The following is an 18,155-nucleotide window of genomic DNA, read 5'->3' on the forward strand; positions in this document are numbered from 1 at the left end:
GGGTGATGATACGGGTGCGCGGGCCTTCAGACCCGCAAGATGCGCTCGCCGCGCCCGATGCCGCTGGGGCCGGTGCGCACGGTTTCCAAGATAGCGCTGCGCTCGAGCGCCTGCAAAAAGGCGTCGTTCTTGGCTTGGTCGCCGGTGAGCTCGATGGTGTAGCTCTTGTCGGTCACGTCGATGATGCGGCCGCGAAAGATGTCGGCCATGCGCTTCATCTCCTCGCGCTCCTTGCCCACCGCGCGCACTTTGACCAGCATCAGCTCGCGCTCGGTGTAGGCGCCTTCGGTCAGGTCCACCACCTTGACCACCTCGATCAGGCGGTTGAGGTGCTTGGTGATCTGCTCGATCACCTCGTCAGAGCCCGTGGTCTGGATCGTCATGCGCGACAAGGAGGCGTCTTCGGTCGGGGCCACGGTGAGCGACTCGATGTTGTAGCCACGCGCCGAAAACAGCCCCACCACGCGCGACAGGGCACCGGCTTCGTTTTCCAGCAGGACAGAAATGATGTGTTTCATGGTTTGCACTCCAGAGCCTGGCCTTAAAGGTCTTCGCTGCCGAGCAGCATTTCGGTGATGCCCATGCCGGCTTTGACCATGGGGAAGACGTTTTCGGTCGGGTCGGTGCGAAAGTCCATGAACACGGTGCGGTCCTTGAGCGCACGCGCCTCGCGCAGCGCCGGCTCCACATCCTGCGGGCGCTCGATCAGCATGCCGACGTGGCCATAGGCCTCGGCGAGCTTGACGAAGTTGGGCAGCGCGTCCATGTAGCTGTGGCTGTAGCGGCCCGAGTATTCGATCTCCTGCCACTGGCGCACCATGCCGAGGTAGCGGTTGTTGAGCGAAATGATCTTGATCGGGGTTTCGTACTGCAGGCAGGTGGACAGCTCCTGGATGCACATCTGCACCGAGCCTTCGCCGGTGACGCAATAGACCTCGCTCTCGGGCCGCGCCAGCTTGATGCCCATGGCGTAGGGCAGGCCCACGCCCATGGTGCCCAAGCCGCCGGAGTTGATCCAGCGCCGTGGCCGGTCGAACTTGTAGAACTGCGCCGCCCACATCTGGTGCTGCCCGACGTCGGAGGTGACGTAGGCGTCGGCGTCGCGGGTCATGTTCCAGAGCGTTTCGATCACGTATTGGGGCTTGATCACGTCCGAATTGCCGCGCTCGTACTTGAGGCAGTCGCGGCTGCGCCAACCTTCGATGGTTTCCCACCAAGCCGCCAGCGCGCGCCCATCGGGCCGCACCGGGCTTTCTTGCAGCATGGCGAGCAGCTCGGTGAGCACCTCGCGCACATCGCCCACAATCGGCACATCGACCTTGACGCGCTTGGAAATGCTCGACGGGTCGATGTCGATGTGGATGATCTTGCGCTCGTTTTGGGCAAAGTGCTTGGGGTTGCCGATCACGCGGTCGTCAAAGCGCGCCCCGACGGCCAGCAGCACATCGCAGCTCTGCATCGCATTGTTGGCTTCCAGCGTGCCGTGCATGCCCAACATGCCGAGAAACTTGCGATCGGTTGCCGGGTAGGCGCCCAAGCCCATCAGGGTATTGGTAACCGGAAAGCCCAGCAGCTCACACAGGGCGCGCAGCTCGGGCACGGCGTTGCCCAGCAGCACCCCGCCGCCGGTGTAGATGTAAGGCCGCTTGGCCGCCAGCAGCAGTTGCAAGGCCTTGCGGATTTGCCCGCCGTGGCCCTTGCGCACCGGGTTGTAGGAGCGCAGACTGACCGACTCCGGGTAGCCGCTGTAGGCAATTTTCTTGAAGGACACGTCCTTCGGAATATCGACCACCACCGGGCCGGGGCGGCCGCTGCGCGCCAAGTAAAAGGCTTTTTTTAGCGTCAGCGCCAGGTCGCGCACGTCTTTGACCAGAAAGTTGTGCTTGACGATGGGGCGCGTGATGCCCACCGTGTCGCACTCTTGGAAGGCGTCGAGCCCGATCGCGGCCGTGGGGACCTGACCGGTGATGATCACCATCGGGATGCTGTCCATGAAGGCGGTGGCGATGCCGGTGACAGCGTTCGTTACCCCAGGGCCGGAAGTGACCAGCGCCACCCCCACGTCGCCGGTGGCTCGGGCGTAGCCGTCGGCGGCGTGCACCGCGGCCTGCTCGTGGCGCACCAGCACGTGCTGGATGGTGTCTTGCTTGTAGAGTGCGTCGTAGATGTAGAGCACGGCGCCGCCGGGGTAGCCCCAGAGGTAGCGCACGTTTTCGGCCTGTAGGGCGCGCACGAGGATTTCGGCGCCCATCAGTTCTTCGGGGCTGCCGGGAGTGCCAGGGCTGGATGCCAGGCCGGATGCGGATTGTTTGATTTCCATTTGATGAACCTTTCGGGTATTTCTCTGACGAAAAACCTTGGGTGCCTCTGAGCCAGCCCTTGTGGAGCCGCTTTGAGACTTAAGGCCAAAGCCATGGCGGAAAAAACCGCGCAACCTTGACCCGTTTGCCGTTTGAATTGGGTAAGCGCGCATTATGGCATGTTCGGCTGCGGCCCGGCCTGCGTTGCACCCCGACATTGCGCCACGTTGCAGCCGCATCACTTGCCGGGTGCGACAATGCGCCCCGATTCGCCTCTCCGCCTGCACGCCGCCACCCGCTTCTTCCGCCGCCACCCCGCACATGAGCAAAAACCGACCCGCCTCTCCGGCCCAGCCAGAATCCCCCGCCGCCCCGGACCAGGCCAAACCAGCCGCCGCCACCCTCAGCGCCCCCTCGCTGCGCCGGCGCATGGCCTGCTGGCTGTACGAGGGCACGCTGATGTTTGGCGTGATCTTCATGTCCGCGCTGGCCTTTGGCGTGCTCACCGACAGCCGCGATCCGATGCAAAACCGGCACGCGCTGCAAGGCTTTTTGTTCCTGATCGGGGGCCTGTATTTCGCTTACTTCTGGCACAAGGGCCAGACGCTGGCCATGAAAACCTGGCACATTCGCGTGGTAGACCACGCCGGGCGACCGCTGCGGCTGGCGCACGCGCTGTGGCGCTACGTGCTGAGCTGGGTCTGGTTTGCGCCGCCCATGGTGCTGGGTGCGCTGCTCGGTTTGGAAGTGTCATGGATTTTGTGGATGATGTTGGCTTGGGTGCCCCTCTACGCGCTGTTGGCGCGCTGGCACCCGCAGCAACAGTTTTGGCACGACGCCTGGGCCGGCACGAGGCTGATCCATGCACCCCCAACCGCACCCAGCGCCTGATCGATGAACGAAGAACCCGCCCTGCCCCACCTGGACCCGGTCACACAAGAAAAGCGACGCGGCATCTTGCGCCTCTGGAACGCCATGGGCTACTCGCTTATGGGGCTGCGCGCCGCCTGGGACGAATCGGCCTTTCGCCAGGAGTCGCTGGCGGCCTTCATCATGGTGCCGGCGGCGTTTTGGGTCGGGCGCGACTGGGTCGAGGTTGGGCTGCTGGTGGGCACCGTGCTGCTGGTGATGATCGTCGAGCTGCTCAACACCGGCATCGAGACCGCCATCGACCGCATCGGACCGCAATGGCACCACCTGTCCAAACGCGCCAAAGACATGGGCAGCGCCGCCGTGCTGCTGAGCCTGCTGCTGTGTGGTGGGGTTTGGCTGGGGGCGCTGCACGCGCGTTTCTGGGGCGGCTAGCGGCCCCGGCCTCGGCGGCGCCTCCGGCTTGGCAGACGCCTTGGCCGCATGACACAATGGCGGCATCATGTACACATCCCCCGCCCCTTTGGCCGCCCCGGCCTTCTCGCTTTGTGTCTTTTGTGGCTCGCGCAGCGGCGAAAACCCGCACTTCGCCCAGGCGGCGCAAGCGGTCGGGCAGTGGATCGGCCAGCACGGCGGCCAACTGGTCTATGGCGGCGGCAACAACGGGCTCATGGGCCTGCTGGCCGACGCGGCGCTCGACGCCGGGGCCCGCGTGGTGGGGGTGATTCCGCAAAGCCTAGAGATCAAGGAACACGCCAAGCGCGAGTGCACCGAACTGCACGTGGTGCCCTCGATGCACCGGCGCAAGCAGCTCATGGCCGAACGCGCCGATGCCTTCCTCATCCTGCCCGGCGGCATCGGTACGCTGGAAGAATGGTTTGAGGTCTGGAGCTGGCGCCAGCTTGGTTACCACGACAAACCCATCGGGGTGCTCAACGTGGACGGCTTTTACGACCCGCTGCTGGCTGCGCTGGGGCAGAGCGCGCAGGCCGGCTTCATGGACACTTGGCAACTGGACCTGATCCAGATTTCCTCCCGCATCGAGGCGCTGCTGCCCGCGCTGGTGCAAAACGCCGGTTTTGCGCCGCCGGATCGGCTGGAGCAAATCTGAAAACCCGTCGCGCGGCCGCCCGTGCTTCTGCGGCGGGCGCTGCGCTCAAATCGCCGTGTCGTCCTGCTCGCCGGTGCGGATGCGCACCACGCGCTCGACCGGGGTGACGAAAATCTTGCCATCGCCGATCTTGCCGGTGCGCGCGGCGCGGATGATGGCATCGACGCAGCGCTCCACGTCTTCGGACTTGAGCACCACGTCGATGCGCACCTTGGGCAGAAAATCGACCACGTACTCGGCCCCGCGGTAGAGCTCGGTGTGGCCTTTCTGGCGCCCAAAACCCTTGACCTCGGTCACCGTCAGGCCGGTCACGCCCTGCTCGGCCAGTGCCTCGCGCACTTCTTCGAGCTTGAACGGTTTGATGACGGCGGTGATTTGTTTCATGCGCAAGGGCTCCAACGAAATATGACTGGCCTGACTTTATCATGCATCCCATGACTGCTGCGGCCGAACCGGTATTTCGTGCGCGCGCCCTGTGCAAGCACTACCCCATGGGCGAGGTGCAGGTGCAGGCGCTGCGCGGCATCGACCTCGACTTGTACCCAGGCGAGTTCGTGGTGCTGCTGGGGGCATCGGGCAGCGGCAAATCGACCCTGCTCAACATCCTGGGTGGGCTGGACCGCCCCAGCAGCGGGCAGGTGCAGTGTCAGGGCCACAAGCTGGACGCGGCCGACGAGGCCGAACTGACGCGCTTCCGACGCGCCTCAATCGGCTTCGTGTTCCAGTTCTACAACCTCATCCCCAGCCTGACGGCGCTGGAAAACGTGCAACTGGTGACCGACATCGCCTCCGACCCCATGCCGGCCGCGCAAGCGCTGGAATGGGTCGGGTTGAGCGAGCGCCAGCACCATTTCCCGGCCCAGCTCTCGGGCGGCGAGCAGCAGCGGGTGGCGATTGCGCGCGCCATTGCCAAGCGCCCGGCTGTGCTGCTGTGCGACGAACCCACGGGCGCGCTCGATTCGCGCACCGGGGTGCGGGTGCTGGAAGCGCTGCGGCGCATCCACCAGCAGCTCGGTGCCCTGACGGTGGTGATCACGCACAACGCGGTGATTGCCGACATGGCGGACCGCGTGATCTACCTGAGCGACGGCCGGATCGAGCGCGAACTACGCAACCCGGCCCCCAAAGCGCCGCAGGAGTTGCACTGGTGAAAGCGCTGCAGCGCAAACTGCTGCGCGACGCCTGGCAGTTGCGCGGCCAGGCGCTGGCGATTGCGCTGGTGGTGATAGGCGGCATCGCCACCCTGGTGATGGCGCTGAGCAACTACCAGGCGCTGCAGCAGACGCGCGAGCGCTTTTACGCCGAACACCGCTTTGCCGACTTGTTTGCCAGCCTGCAGCGCGCGCCCCTGACCCTGCTGCCCGAGCTGGCCGCCCTGCCCGGCGTGCACCAAGCCGAAGGGCGCGTGCAGGCGCTGGCGCAACTGGAGCTGGCCGGCTTCGAGCGCCCCATCACCGGGCAACTGGTTTCACTGCCGCAGCACCCCGGGGGCCTGAACCAGTTGTACCTGCGCAGCGGCCACTGGCCCGCCCAGCCCTGGGAGGCGGTGCTGGGCGAAGCCTTCGCGCTGGCGCACGGCCTGCAGGCGGGCGATGCGCTGGTGGCGATCGTCAACGGCCGCCGCCAGGCGCTGCGCATCAGCGGCATTGGCCTCTCGCCCGAGTTCACCTACCCGGTGCGGCCGGGCGACCTGTTCCCTGATTTTGTGCACTTCGCGGTGCTGTGGCTGCCGCACGACACGCTGGCCGCTGCGCTCGATCTGGAGGGGGCCTTCAACCAGTTGGCGCTGGAGCTGGCCCCCGAGGCCACCGAGGCGGATCTGATCGCCGCCGTGGACCGGCTGTTGCAGCCCTATGGCGGCCGCGGCAGCCACGGGCGCGACTTGCAGTTTTCGCACCGCTTGCTGGAAGAGGAGTTGCTGGGCTTGCGCACCATGTCGCTCCTGTTTGGCCTGATCTTTCTGGGCGTGACGGCGTTTTTGCTCAGCGTGGTGAGCGCGCGCCTGATCCGCACCCAGCAAGAGCAGATCGCGCTGCTCAAAGCCTTTGGCTACCGCAACCGGCAGATCGCGGCCCATTACGCCAGCCTGGTGCTGCTGCTGGTGAGCGTGGGCGTGCTGCCCGGGCTGGCGCTGGGGGCCTGGCTGGGGCGCGGCATGGCCGAGCTCTACGCCAGCTTCTACCACTTTCCTTTTTTGGACTGGGGCCTGCGGCCCGAGCTGGTGTTGCTGGCCTGTGCCTTTGCGCTCAGCGCCGCTGCCCTAGGCACTGCGGCCGGCCTGTGGCGCGCCTGGCGGCTGGCCCCGGCCGAGGCCATGCGCCCGCCCAGCCCAGCGCGCTTTGCCCACTCGCGCAGCGAAAGGCTGCTGCCCAGCCGCTGGCTGCCGCCGTCGGCGCGCATGGTGGCGCGCCAGTTGGAGCGCCACCCTGGGCGCACGCTGCTTTCGGTGCTGGGCATCGCGCTGGCGGGCGGGATTTTGATCCTGTCGCGGCTGCAAGCCAGTGCCATCGACGAAATCGTGCGGGTGCAGTTCGATTTGGTGCAGCGCGAGCACATCAGCCTGGTTTTCACCCAAGCCACCCCGAGCAGCGCCCTGGCCGAACTGGCCAGCCTGCCGGGCGTGCTGGCCGTCGAAGGGGTGCGGCACAGCCCGGTGCGGCTGCGCCACGGGCCGCGCAGCTTCGTCAGTGCGGTGCAGGGGCTGCCGGCGCAGAGCGAGCTGCGGCGCGTGCTCGATGCCAATCTGCAAGCGGTCGAACTGCCGGCCCAGGGCCTGCTGCTGACCGAGCACCTGGCGCAGAGGCTGGACATCCGCCCTGGGCAGACGCTGCAAGTGGAGTTTCTGGACGGCCGCCGCGACACCCTGTGGCTGCCGGTGGCTGGCACGGTGCAGGAATACTTGGGCGTGGGCGTGTATGCGCGGCTCGACTGGCTCAACGCCTTGCTGCTCGAAGGCGAGCGGCTCACCGGCGCCCTGCTGCGCATCGACCCGGCGCAGGAAAGCGCGCTGCTGCAGGCGCTGCGCCAGCGCCCCGGCGTGGCCACCGTGAGCGAGCAAGAGCGCGCCATCGCCGCCTTCATGGACACCATGGCCGAAGGCCTGCTGACCTTTGGCCTGATCATGACGCTGCTGGCCTCCAGCATCGCGGTCGGGGTGGTCTATAACGCGGCGCGCATCACGCTGGCTGAGCGCGCGCGCGATCTGGCCAGCCTGCGCGTGCTGGGCTACACCCCGCAAGAGGTGCGCGACCTGCTGCTGGGCGAGCTGGGCGCGCTGGTGCTGCTGGCGCTGCTGCCCGCCTTTGCCATCGGCTACGGCCTGAGTGCGCTGCTGGTGGCGGGGATGCAAAACGAGCTGTTTCGCATTCCGCTGGTCGTCACGCCGCAGGCTTTTGCCTTGGGCGGCTTGGTGATGCTGCTGGCCTCGGGGCTGGCGGCTTGGTGGGCCCTGCGCCGCCTGCGCCAACTGGACCTGGTGGCCGTGTTAAAAACCCGGGAGTGAAAATGACCCATCCCCTGCCCTCTGCCCCCTGGCTGCGCTACCTGCTCGCGGCCGCCGTGTTGGCGGCCTTGCTGGCGCTGGCGCTGTGGCCGGCGCGCCACCTGGTGGACCACGCCACGGTGCAGCAGGGCACGGTGCGCGAGAGCTTCGAGGCCGAAGGCCGCGCCCGCATGCAACAGCGCTTTGTGCTGAGTGCGCCGGTGGCTGGCGTGGTGGAGCGGCTGGAGTGGGAGCCCGGCGAGCGCGTGCAGGCCGGGCAGGTGCTGGTGCGCTTGCGCCCACTGGCCAGCCCGGCGCTGGATGCGCGCAGCCGCGCCCAAGCGCAGGCGCAGGCCGCAGCGGCGCAGAGCGCCTACGCAGCCGCCCAGGCCGAAACCGCAGCGGCCGCCCAAACGGCCCAACTGGCCGCCAGCGCCGCCGATCGCGCAGAGGCGCTGGCGGCGCAGGGCATGGTGTCGACCGCGGCGCTGCAGCAGGCGCAAGCGCAGCGCGAAGCCAGCGCGCAACGCGCACAAAGCGCGCAATGGAGTCAGGGCAGCGCCCGCTACCAGCGCGACGCCGCCCGCGCCGCCTTGCTGGCGCACGACCCGGCGCGCCCCGCAGAGGCGGCGCTGCTGCTGCGCGCCCCCATCGACGGCGTGCTGCTGCGGCGCCACTTGCAGAGCGAGCGCGCCGTGGCGCTGGGTGAGCCGATCTTGGAGCTGGGCAAACCGCAGGCGCTCGAAGCCGAGGCCGATGTGCTGTCGGCCGACGCGGTGCGGCTGCGCCCCGGCATGGCGGTCGAGCTGCTGCGCTGGGGCGGCCCGGCCACGCTCCAGGCTGAGGTGCAGCGCATCGAGCCGGCGGCCTTCACCCAGGTGTCGGCGCTCGGGGTGCAGGAGCAGCGGGTGCGGGTCTGGCTGGCGCTGCGCGACGAGCCCGCCGCTTGGGCGGGCTTGGGCGAGGGCTACCGGGTGCAGGCGCGCTTTGTGCTGCGCGCAGTGCCCGAGGCCCTCTACCTGCCCAGCGCCGCCGTGTTTCGCCACGGTGGCACGAATGGCCCCCGCACCGAACCCGGCTGGGCGGTGTATCGCATCGAAGGGCAGCGCGCCCGCCTGCAAGCGGTGCAACTGGGCCTGCAGGGCGAAGGCCGGGTGCAGGTACTGGCTGGGCTGCAAGCGGGCGACCAAGTGGTGCTGCACCCGCCGCGCCAGCTCAGCGATGGCGCGCGGCTGCGGCTGCGCTGAGCGTTGACCGCACAGTCCACGCTCCTTTGACCCTTGCGAACCTTTGCCAGCGTCAAGCGCATCCTGATAAACTGCGCACCTATACCAGCGCGAGGTGAATTTATGGGCATAAACGTGAACTTGACGCCTCAACTCGAGGATCTTGTGCGCTCAAAGCTCAGTTCCGGGCTGTATTCCTCGGCCAGTGAGCTTGTGCACGAGGCGCTACGCCTCATGCAAGCACAGGACCACCTGAGGCAGGCCAAACTCCAAGAGCTTCGACTAGAGGTGTGCAAGGGTCTTGACAGTGGACCGAGTCAGCCTTGGGACGCCGATGCGCTCAAGCGCAAAGCACGCTCCCGGCTGTCGGCCAAGGTGGCCAGTTCGTAGATGGCGCGCGTCACCCGTCGGCCGCTAGCCGAGTCGGACATCCTGGAGATCTGGCAGTTCATAGCAGATGACAGCGTCGCAGCCGCAGACAGGTGGATCGATGAGCTGGACGAGAAAATGGCCCTGTGGGCCACGCAACCGATGATGGGCCGAGCCAGGGATGATCTCGCTCCAGGCCTTCGCAGCTTGGCCTTGGGCAGGTACGTCGTTTTCTTCGTGGCGCTCGCCGACGGCATCGATGTCGTGCGCGTCATGCATGGGGCGCGTGACATCGACAACACCTTTGCGCTCTAAGCACGCCCGCGCATGCGGCCTATTCAGCCCCGGTAGCGGTTGGTGTTGGGGTAGCGCCAGTCTTTGCCAAAGCTGCGCGGCGTCACGCGGGTGCCCAAGGGGCCTTGGCGGCGTTTGTATTCGCTCAGGCGCAGCAGCCGCAGCACCTGTTCCACGGCGGCTTGCGGGTAGCCCGCAGCGATGATCTCGGCCGCGCCTTGCTCTTGCTCCACGTAGCGCTCGACGATGGCGTCGAGCAGCTCGTAGGGCGGCAGGCTGTCTTGGTCGGTCTGGTCTGGGCGCAGCTCGGCGCTCGGCGGCCGGGTGATGATGCGCTCGGGGATCGGGTTCGAGCCGCCGCCGCAGGGGTCGTGGGCGTTGCGCCAGCGCGCCAGCTCAAAAACCCGGGTTTTGGGCACGTCCTTGAGCACGGCAAAGCCGCCCGCCATGTCACCGTAGAGGGTGCAGTAGCCGGTGGCCAGCTCGCTCTTGTTGCCGGTGGTGAGCACGATGGCGCCAAACTTGTTGGACAGCGCCATCAGCAGCGTGCCACGGATGCGCGCCTGCAGGTTTTCTTCGGTGAGGTCGGGCGCACGGCCTTCGAACAGGGGTTCGAGCGTGTGCAGCAGCGCCTCGAACACCGGCTCGATCGACACCTCCTGGTGGCGCACGCCCAGGCGCGCGGCCATCTCGCGCGCGTCGATGAGCGAAATCTCGGCGCTGTAGGGCGAAGGCAACATGAGCGTGCGCACGCGCTCGCGCCCCAAGGCATCGACCGCCAGCGCCAGCACCAGCGCCGAATCGATGCCGCCTGAGAGGCCCAGCAGCGCCCCCGGAAAACCGTTTTTCTCCACATAGTCGCGCAAGCCCAGCACCAGCGCCTGCCACAGCTCGGCCAACGGCTCGGGAACCGGGGCCACCGGGCCGTTGAGCCGCCAGGGACTGTGCGGCGCGGCAATGGCATCGAGGCGCAACAGCTCGGGCGCAAAACTGGCGGCGCGCGCGGCCAAGCGGCCGTCGGCATCGAGGGCGAAGCTGCGGCCCTCGAACACCACCTCGTCTTGCGCCCCCACCAGGTGCGCATAGACCAGCGGCAAGCCGGTCTCGGCCACGCGCTGGCGCATCACCTGCTCGCGCTGCGCGCCCTTGCCCCAGTGGTAGGGCGAGGCGTTGAGCACCAGCAGCAGCTCGGCCCCAGCGGCCTGGGACTGCGCGGCGGGCTCGGGGTACCAGGCGTCTTCGCAGATCAATAGCCCCATGCGCAGCCGCTGCCCGTGCCCGGTGGGCAGATCGAACACGCCCACGTCCTGGCCCGGCACGAAGGTGCGCTGCTCATCGAACACCAAGTAGTTGGGCAGCTCGCGCTTGGCGTAGCGCAGCAGCACCCGCCCATCGGCCAGCACCGAGGCGGCATTGAGGCAGCGCGTGCGGCCGTGGCCGCCGGAGGGCTCGTCGGCGGGGCTCGGTGGCACCAGCGCCGCCGGGTGCCCCAGCACCAGGTGCAGCCCAGGCCAATCGGCGCTCAGTCGCGCCAGTTCTTGCAGCGCCGCCTCGCAGTCGGCCACGAAGGCGGGCCGCAGCAGCAGGTCTTCGGCTGGGTAGCCGCACAGCGCCAGCTCGGGCGTGAGCAGCAGCCGCGCGCCTTGGGCGTGGGCCGCGCGCGCCGCCACCGCAATTTGCTGCACATTGCCAGCCAAGTCACCCACAACGGGATTGAGCTGCGCCACGCAGAGGGGCAGCGACGCGGTGACGGGCGCAGCCAAGGGCACCGAAGCAGCCAAGTCAGCAGGCAAGGCAGTTAACACAACAGCGCGTTCGTATTCTCGTGCGCCTCAGCCCTGCTGCTGCTCTTTCTCGTAGGCCGCGATGCCGTCGCGGATTTCCTGGTGCGCCGCTTCCAGCCCGTCCCAGCCCAGCACCTTGACCCACTTGCCGGGGTCGAGGTCCTTGTAGTGCTCGAAAAAGTGCTCGATCGCCTTCAGGCTGATCGGGTTCAGGTCCGACAGGCTTTGCCACTGCGAGTACAGCGGCAGGATTTTTTCGGTGGGCACCGCCAGCACCTTGCCATCGACGCCGCCTTCGTCCTCCATTTTCAGGATGCCCAGCGCGCGGCACGGCACCACCACCCCGGGCGGCAGCGGTACCGGCGTGATCACCAGCACATCCACCGGGTCGCCGTCACCCGAGATGGTTTTGGGCACGTAGCCGTAATTGGTCGGGTAGTGCATCGCCGTGTTCATGAAGCGATCGACGAAGATGCAGCCCGAGGCCTTGTCCACCTCGTACTTGATCGGATCGCCGTTCATCGAGATTTCGATGATGACGTTGAAAATGGCGGGCGCTTTGTTGCCAGGGGTGACGTGGTCGAGTGACATGATTGAAACGGCCTGTGATGAAGAATGGAATGGGCTAAGCAAACAAAGCGGCCACGCGATACACTGGCAGCCGACAGCGCTTGCTGCCACACAGCATTGAAGCCGATTTTACCGTCGCCAAACTGACTGGCAGCCTCTTGGTATAAGCTTGCAACCCATGTCCGAGCGCATCATCCCCTTGGTCAACGCCTTCAAGCCCGGCCTGCTGGTGCCCGCGTGGCCCAAGGGCGGGCCTGCTGCGCCACCCCGCGGCGAGCTGCTCGACGCGCTCGGGCGGCCGCTGCGCGATCTGCGCATCAGCGTCACCGACCGCTGCAACTTTCGCTGCAGCTACTGCATGCCGCGCGAGGTGTTTGACAGCCAGCACCGTTATTTGCCACACGCCGACTTGCTCAGCTTCGAGGAAATCACGCGGCTGGCGCGGATTTTTGTGGCGCACGGGGTGCGCAAGCTGCGCCTGACCGGCGGCGAGCCGCTGCTGCGCAAAAACATCGAATCCCTGATCGAGCAACTGGCGCAACTGCGCACGCCCGACGGCCAGCCGCTCGACCTCACCCTCACCACCAACGCCAGCCTGCTGCAACGCAAGGCGCGCAGCCTCAAGGCCGCCGGGCTGCAACGCATCACCATCAGCCTCGATGCGCTCGACGACGCGGTGTTCAAGCGCATGAACGACGTCGATTTTCCGGTGTCCGACGTGCTGGCCGGCATCGACGCCGCCGAGGCCGCTGGGCTGGGGCCGATCAAGATCAACACCGTGGTCAAGCGCGGCAGCAACGAGCACCAGATCGTGCCGCTGGTGCGCCACTTCCGTGGCCGCCCCTTGGCGCTGCGCTTCATCGAGTACATGGACGTGGGCTGCAGCAACGGCTGGCGCATGGACGAGGTGCTGCCCAGCGCGGCGGCGCGCCAGTTGATCGAGGCCGAATTGCCGTTGCTGCCCCTGCCCGCCAGCAATGCGGGCGAAACCGCCGAGCGCTGGGGCCACGCTGGGCCCGATGGCCGCCACGACCCGGCCCTGGGCGAAGTGGGCTTCATCAGCAGCGTGACGCAAGCCTTTTGCCGCGACTGCAACCGCGCCCGCCTCTCGACCGAGGGCAAGGTGTATCTGTGCCTGTTTGCCACCCAAGGCTACGACCTGCGCGCCCTGCTGCGCGGCGGGGCCAACGAAGCCGACTTGGCCGCGGCAATAGCCGCCATCTGGCAGCCCCGGCGCGAGCGCTACTCGGAGCTGCGCGCCAGCCTGGCTGCTGCGGCGCGCGCGCCCGAAGCCGGCCAGCGCATCGAGATGAGTTATATCGGGGGCTAGGGAGTCCCTGCAAATCTGGGGGGCCATGTGCCCTCCTTGTGCCCCCTTCACAACAGCGCCGCTTCCAGCCGCTGCTTGCGTTGTTCCCAGTCCGGCAGCACCTGTCCGAGCAGCTTGAAGAACCGTGCATCGTGGTCGCGGTGTTGGGTATGGCAAAGTTCGTGGACCACCACGTACTCGACGCAGGGGCGGGGGGCGCGCACCAGGCTGACGTTCAAGGTCATGGTACCGGCGCGCGACAGGCTGCCCCAGCGGGATTGCATGGCGCGCACGATCAGACGCGGTTGCTCCACTGCCTTGAAGTGGAGCAGGTGGGCGTCCAGCACTTCGCTGAACACCAACCGTGCACGGTCGAGATACCAGCGGTGCAACAATGCCTTGACGCGCTCGGGTTCCGGCTCGCCGGGCAACACGGCCAGAAGCTGGCCGCGTGTCAGCTTGACGCTGGCCGAATCTCCCTGCGCCAGCTTCAGCCGGTACTGACGGCCGAGATAGAGATGCGATTCCCCATTGACGTACTGTCGGGCAGGTGTCCGGGGGCGGTAGCGCTCGAACTCGGCCAGTTGCCGGCTGATCCATGCTGCCCGTTTCTGCACCCGCTGCGCAATCAGTGCCTCGGGGCAATCGACAGGTGCGCAGACCAGCACGCGGCTGTCTGGATGCACCTCGATAGCCAGGGTCTGCCGCGATGCCAGAAAGCGCACCTCGTAGCGGATCGTGTCGCTGCCGTAGCTCAGCGTTGCCGTCATCGTCTTCACCCTGCCATCCGGTGGCGGGCGAGTTGCATCGTCTTCTCGATGATCTCGTCCATCTCTTTGGTGGACAGGGCAATGCCCCGCGTGCCCTTCACCTCGTCGTAGAGGTAGTCGTCGATCTCGTTCATGGTCCGGCGCTGGGCGTCGAGGTCATCCCAGTAGCCCACCTTGCGGTTGCGGCGAAAGATATCCCACACCGCCATGGCGGCTTCGGCGGCGGTGGTCTGGGCCTGCTCGGTGTCGCTCAGGTGGATAGCCACGAAGGGGCGCAACAGGCCATAGACGGCCGCCGCGTCGGCGTCGCCGTTCAGTGCCGGTGGCAGGTCATCGCCCTTGCGCGACACCACAGCGTCTTTGATCTCGCTGACGCGCCGCAGGTATTCCAGATCGGACACGCGCTTGGCACGGTAGTCGTCGATGGCCTGCTGGATCAGCTTGGAGAATTTTTCGTAGAAAGCCGGGTCCTGCTCCAGCCGTTCGCTGATAGCGCGCTTGGTGGCGTGGGCGATCATGTCGGCCTTGGCTCCAAGGTTTTTCTCGCTGCCCGCGCCTTGCTCCTCGACCACCTTCTGGAACGCCGTCTCGTCGAAGATGTTCACCGGCGCGTTCAGCCGCACCACCTCGGAGGCCGAGATATGGGTGTCCAGCAGCTTCTGGATGCGCGGTTCGAAGTCGCGGTAGTCCACCGATTCGGCATAGCGCAGCTTCACCGCCGCCTTCAGATTGACGAAGCGTTTGAGGTCGTTCTTGTAGGCGCGCAGCTTGTGTTCGGGTATCTCGGTGATGAAGCGCTCGCTGGACAGCGCGATGGCCAAGGTCTTGGCGTAGGCCGACAGCCGTTCGTAGAACCCGGCGCGCAATTTCTCATCGGCCAGCAATTGCTCGAAGGCTTCCTCGTCGTGGCGGTTCTTCACCGTCTTGAACAGGTCCCACAGCTCGGCATGGCGCTGCGGCAGCGCCTTGGTTTCTTCATGGATCGAGCTCAGCGCACCGTCCAGATCCTTGGCATCGAACCCGTCCAGGGCACTGTAGGTGGTCAGCGCCTGATCCAGCTCGCCCAAGACCCCCACGTAGTCGATGACGTAGCCGAAGTCCTTGGTCTTGCTACCCGACTCGTCCTCGTACAACCGATTCACCCGGGCGATGGCCTGCAGCAGGGTATGGTCCTTGAGCCGCCGCGCCAGATACAGCACGGTGTTGCGTGGCGCGTCGAAGCCGGTCAGCAGCTTGTCCACCACGATCAGGATTTCCGGCTCGTCGCCGTTCTTGAACGCGTTGACAATGGTTTTGTTGTAGTCCTCCTCCGAGCCGTAGCGCTTCATCATGCGCTGCCAGAACGCTACTACCACATCAGTAGATTCCTCGACGTCGATCTCATCGAAGCCTTCGCGCTCGTCGGGTGGCGAGATGATCACCTCGCTGGTGACCGCGCCCAGCTCGTCCAGAAATGCCTTGTAGCGCAGCGCCGCCGCCTTGTTGGGCGCCACCAGTTGCGCCTTGAAGCCGGTGCCCTGCCAGTTCTGGCGGTAATGCTCGCTGATGTCGAAGGCGCGCATGTAGATCACCTGCTCGGCCTTGTTCAGCATCTCGGCGCGGGCGTACTTCTTCTTCAGGTCGGCCTTCTGCGCGTCGCTCAGCCCCAGGGTGTGGCGCTCAAACCAGATGTCGATGGCGGCCTGGTTCTGCTCCAGTTCCACCATGCGCCCCTCGTAGAGCAGCGGCACGATAGCCCCGTCGGCCACCGCCTGGTCAATGGCATAGGTGTGGATCACGCCGCCGAACTTGGCCACGTCGCTCTTCTCGCGGGTCAAGAGCGGCGTGCCGGTGAAGCCGATGTAACAGGCATTCGGGAACATCTGGCGCATGCGTGCCGAGTAACTGCCCAACTGGGTGCGCTGGGTTTCGTCCACCAGTACGAAGATGTCGGGCGAGGCATCGCTGAACTTCCTGTAGGCCAGCGCCTTGTCGAACTTGTGCACCAGCGTGGTGACGATGTGCGCCTTGCCGTCGGACATCAGCTCCACCAGATGGCGCCCACTCTCGGCCCGGTCGGGCGAAAGCCCGCAAGCCGCGAAGGTGTTGCCGAGTTGCTTGTCCAGATCCACCCGGTCGGTCACCAGCACGATGCGCGGATTGCGGATGGCGGGCTCCAGCGCCAGCGCGCGCGCCAGCATCACCATGGTCAGCGACTTGCCCGAGCCCTGGGTGTGCCAGACGATGCCGCCGCGGCGGCGGCCAGCGTCGTCGGTCTGCTTGACGCGGGCGAGCACCTCGCGGATGGCAAACACCTGCTGGTAGCGCGCGATCTTGCGCACGCCACCGTCGAACACGGTGTAGCGCCATACCATCTCCAGCAGGCGCTCGGGGCGGCACAGCGCGTAGAGCGTGCGGTCCTGCTCGGTCGCCTGCCGGCCAACCAGGTAGGGCGCCTCTTCCTCGCGCACGCCCAGCTCGGCAAAGGCCAGATCGAACAACGAGGCCTTGACCGACTCCGGCAACGGGCGTTCCAGCAGTGGCGCCAGCTCTGCGTCCGCCACCTCCTCCTTCCACTTCGACCAGAACTTGGCCGGGGTGCCGGTGGTGGCGTAGCGGGCCTCGTTTTTGTTCAGCGCCAGCAGCGTTTGTGCATAGGTGAACAGGCGCGGGATGTACTCGTCGCGCTGGTTGCGGATGGTCTGCGAGATGGCCTGGCCCACCTCGACCCTAGGCGACTTGCACTCGATCACCGCGAAGGGGATGCCGTTGACGAACAGCACCACATCCGGCCGGCAAGTCTCGACGCTGCGGCTGCGCTCCACCGCAAACTCGGCCGCCACGTGATAGACGTTGTTGGCCGGATTGCGCCAGTCCACGTAGTTCAGCGTGAAGCTCTTCTGGTCGCCCTCTATGGACTGCTCCAGCGCCACGCCCAGCGACAGCAGGTCGTACACCGCCTCGTTGGTCTTGAGCAGGCCGTCGAACTTGACGTTCTTCAGGCGCTGGATGGCGCTCTGGAGGTTCTCTTCGCTGAACAGGTAGCTGCCGCCCTTGTGCTGGATGCGGTTGAGCTTCTTCAGTTGCTCGCGCAAGACCTCCTCCAGCAGCACATTGCTGGTGCGGCCAGCCCGCGCAGCCAGCGCCTGGGCGGGCGTGAGGTATTGGTAGCCCAGGTTGACCAGCACCTGCAGCGCCGGGATCTGGGAGAGGTATTTTTCGTCGAAGCGGAAGCTGTCCATCGTCATACCCTAAAGCGCCCAGGCGGGGTGCTTGACCGCGTTGAAGAAGTTGATGCACTCGGCATCGGGTGTGCGGCCCAGCCGCCCGCGTTTGGCATCTAGTCTGGTTACCAGACCAGCATAGAAGGCCTGCTCGCCGGCCCAGGCTTCCGGTTGCGTCGTGAGCTCCAGATAACGGCGATACACATAACTCACTGCATCCGCCACCTGCACTAGCGAGGAATGCTGTGACTTGATCGCAAAGGCGGTATTGATGATGTGGTTAAAGCGTTCAGGGTGCTTCAAGTCGCTCCACTGATTCTTGCCTTTGACCTTCTTCGTCTGCTGGTACAAGGCGTCGAACCATGGCTCTGCGAGATAGAGCCCGTCCGACACCTTGGGCATGTGAGCCTTGTTGTCGTCGAAGATGAGGACGGTCAACCCTTTGTTGTTGGACGTGCTCTGCATCTTCTTCTGGATCAGCCCGCTGACGAACATCCCGCTGAGCGCCCAGTAATTTCCGGCGCATGGCGTGATGTAAGTGCCGCTGGCGCAGGCCGCATTGAAGCGTTCGAACGACATCCCGAAGCCATAGATCGACGAGACTTCCGCAGCCAGCGCGCACATGTCGCTGAGGAACTGTTTACGGTCGTCGGCAGACACCGTATTCCAGCCGCCACGGCCATTTATGAAGGCCTTGGTCTTGAGCTCGTTCGGCACGCTAGGATGCTTGGCCAGAAAGGCAGCCAGTTCCTGATCGAAGCGACTGGTGTACTTGCGCAGGCGGTAGGCATCGATTAGCAGGCCCGCCATGACGAACACATCACCTTCCTCGGTGCTGCCAGACTCGTCGATATAGGCAAACTTCATG

General features: G+C 66.1%; 17 protein-coding genes. 9 read left to right on the forward strand and 8 right to left on the reverse strand.

Annotated elements, in window-relative coordinates; genetic code table 11:
• Positions 1-26: 26 nt before the first annotated feature.
• Entirely contained in the window at positions 27-518 is a 492-nt protein-coding gene (ilvN, locus tag SRAH_RS05220; RefSeq protein WP_029462294.1) for an acetolactate synthase small subunit, read from the reverse strand.
• Between the two features lie 23 nt (positions 519-541).
• The gene (locus SRAH_RS05225; RefSeq protein WP_029462295.1) at positions 542-2,320 is read right to left on the reverse strand and encodes an acetolactate synthase 3 catalytic subunit; all 1,779 of its coding nucleotides are present in this window, start codon (positions 2,318-2,320) and stop codon (positions 542-544) included.
• A gap of 301 nt (positions 2,321-2,621) precedes the next feature.
• Between SRAH_RS05225 and SRAH_RS05230 the strand changes: the two genes are divergently transcribed.
• The 3 genes from SRAH_RS05230 (at position 2,622) to SRAH_RS05240 (ending at position 4,281) form a co-directional block, all read left to right on the forward strand.
• Positions 2,622-3,191, forward strand: coding sequence for an RDD family protein (locus SRAH_RS05230; RefSeq protein WP_029462296.1), 570 nt, complete (start codon positions 2,622-2,624; stop codon positions 3,189-3,191).
• A 3-nt stretch (positions 3,192-3,194) separates the two neighbouring features.
• Positions 3,195-3,605 (forward strand): diacylglycerol kinase, encoded by a 411-nt coding sequence (locus SRAH_RS05235; RefSeq protein ID WP_029462297.1) that lies wholly within the window; start codon positions 3,195-3,197, stop codon positions 3,603-3,605.
• Positions 3,606-3,672: 67 nt separating this feature from the next.
• Positions 3,673-4,281 (forward strand): LOG family protein, encoded by a 609-nt coding sequence (locus SRAH_RS05240; protein WP_029462298.1) that lies wholly within the window; start codon positions 3,673-3,675, stop codon positions 4,279-4,281.
• Positions 4,282-4,326: 45 nt separating this feature from the next.
• On the opposite strand, the gene SRAH_RS05245 is transcribed toward SRAH_RS05240, so the two are convergent.
• Positions 4,327-4,665, reverse strand: a complete 339-nt coding sequence (locus tag SRAH_RS05245; RefSeq protein ID WP_029462299.1) for a P-II family nitrogen regulator — start codon at positions 4,663-4,665, stop codon at positions 4,327-4,329.
• A 50-nt stretch (positions 4,666-4,715) separates the two neighbouring features.
• Here SRAH_RS05245 and SRAH_RS05250 point away from each other — a divergent pair, with 50 nt between their 5' ends.
• From SRAH_RS05250 to SRAH_RS05270, 5 genes are all read left to right on the forward strand, one after another.
• Positions 4,716-5,432 carry an ABC transporter ATP-binding protein gene (locus tag SRAH_RS05250; RefSeq protein ID WP_029462300.1) on the forward strand — a complete coding sequence of 239 codons (717 nt, stop codon included), beginning with the start codon at positions 4,716-4,718 and terminating at the stop codon, positions 5,430-5,432.
• On the forward strand, positions 5,429-7,783 hold the full coding sequence (locus SRAH_RS05255; RefSeq protein ID WP_029462301.1) for an ABC transporter permease: 2,355 nt from the start codon (positions 5,429-5,431) through the stop codon (positions 7,781-7,783). Before SRAH_RS05250 ends, SRAH_RS05255 begins: the two co-directional genes overlap by 4 nt.
• A gap of 2 nt (positions 7,784-7,785) precedes the next feature.
• Positions 7,786-9,009, forward strand: a complete 1,224-nt coding sequence (locus SRAH_RS05260; protein WP_045476277.1) for an efflux RND transporter periplasmic adaptor subunit — start codon at positions 7,786-7,788, stop codon at positions 9,007-9,009.
• A 102-nt stretch (positions 9,010-9,111) separates the two neighbouring features.
• Entirely contained in the window at positions 9,112-9,378 is a 267-nt protein-coding gene (locus tag SRAH_RS05265; protein ID WP_029462303.1) for a type II toxin-antitoxin system ParD family antitoxin, read from the forward strand.
• Positions 9,379-9,672, forward strand: coding sequence for a type II toxin-antitoxin system RelE/ParE family toxin (locus tag SRAH_RS05270; protein WP_029462304.1), 294 nt, complete (start codon positions 9,379-9,381; stop codon positions 9,670-9,672). It abuts the gene before it with no gap.
• 23 nt (positions 9,673-9,695) lie between these two features.
• Here SRAH_RS05270 and SRAH_RS05275 read toward each other — a convergent pair whose 3' ends face one another.
• Positions 9,696-11,444, reverse strand: a complete 1,749-nt coding sequence (locus SRAH_RS05275) for an NAD+ synthase (RefSeq protein ID WP_439645538.1) — start codon at positions 11,442-11,444, stop codon at positions 9,696-9,698.
• 39 nt (positions 11,445-11,483) lie between these two features.
• Complete coding sequence (gene ppa, locus SRAH_RS05280) at positions 11,484-12,026, reverse strand: inorganic diphosphatase (protein WP_029462306.1); 543 nt, start codon at positions 12,024-12,026, stop codon at positions 11,484-11,486.
• Between the two features lie 157 nt (positions 12,027-12,183).
• On the opposite strand from ppa, the gene moaA reads away from it, so the two are divergent.
• Positions 12,184-13,335: a GTP 3',8-cyclase MoaA gene (gene moaA, locus SRAH_RS05285; protein ID WP_029462307.1), complete on the forward strand. Its 1,152-nt coding sequence runs from the start codon at positions 12,184-12,186 to the stop codon at positions 13,333-13,335.
• A 47-nt stretch (positions 13,336-13,382) separates the two neighbouring features.
• Here moaA and SRAH_RS05290 read toward each other — a convergent pair whose 3' ends face one another.
• The 3 genes from SRAH_RS05290 to SRAH_RS05300 are packed head-to-tail and all read right to left on the reverse strand — an operon-like array spanning position 13,383 to position 18,154.
• A complete protein-coding gene (locus SRAH_RS05290) occupies positions 13,383-14,084 on the reverse strand; it encodes a M48 family metallopeptidase (protein WP_029462308.1) in 702 nt (233 codons plus the stop codon).
• 5 nt (positions 14,085-14,089) lie between these two features.
• Entirely contained in the window at positions 14,090-17,305 is a 3,216-nt protein-coding gene (locus SRAH_RS05295; protein ID WP_029462309.1) for a type I restriction endonuclease subunit R, read from the reverse strand.
• Between the two features lie 9 nt (positions 17,306-17,314).
• Positions 17,315-18,154, reverse strand: coding sequence for a DUF3800 domain-containing protein (locus SRAH_RS05300; protein ID WP_029462310.1), 840 nt, complete (start codon positions 18,152-18,154; stop codon positions 17,315-17,317).
• Position 18,155: the final 1 nt, after the last annotated feature.

This window comes from Serpentinimonas barnesii, from assembly GCF_000696225.1.
Lineage (GTDB): Bacteria > Pseudomonadota > Gammaproteobacteria > Burkholderiales > Burkholderiaceae_C > Serpentinimonas > Serpentinimonas barnesii.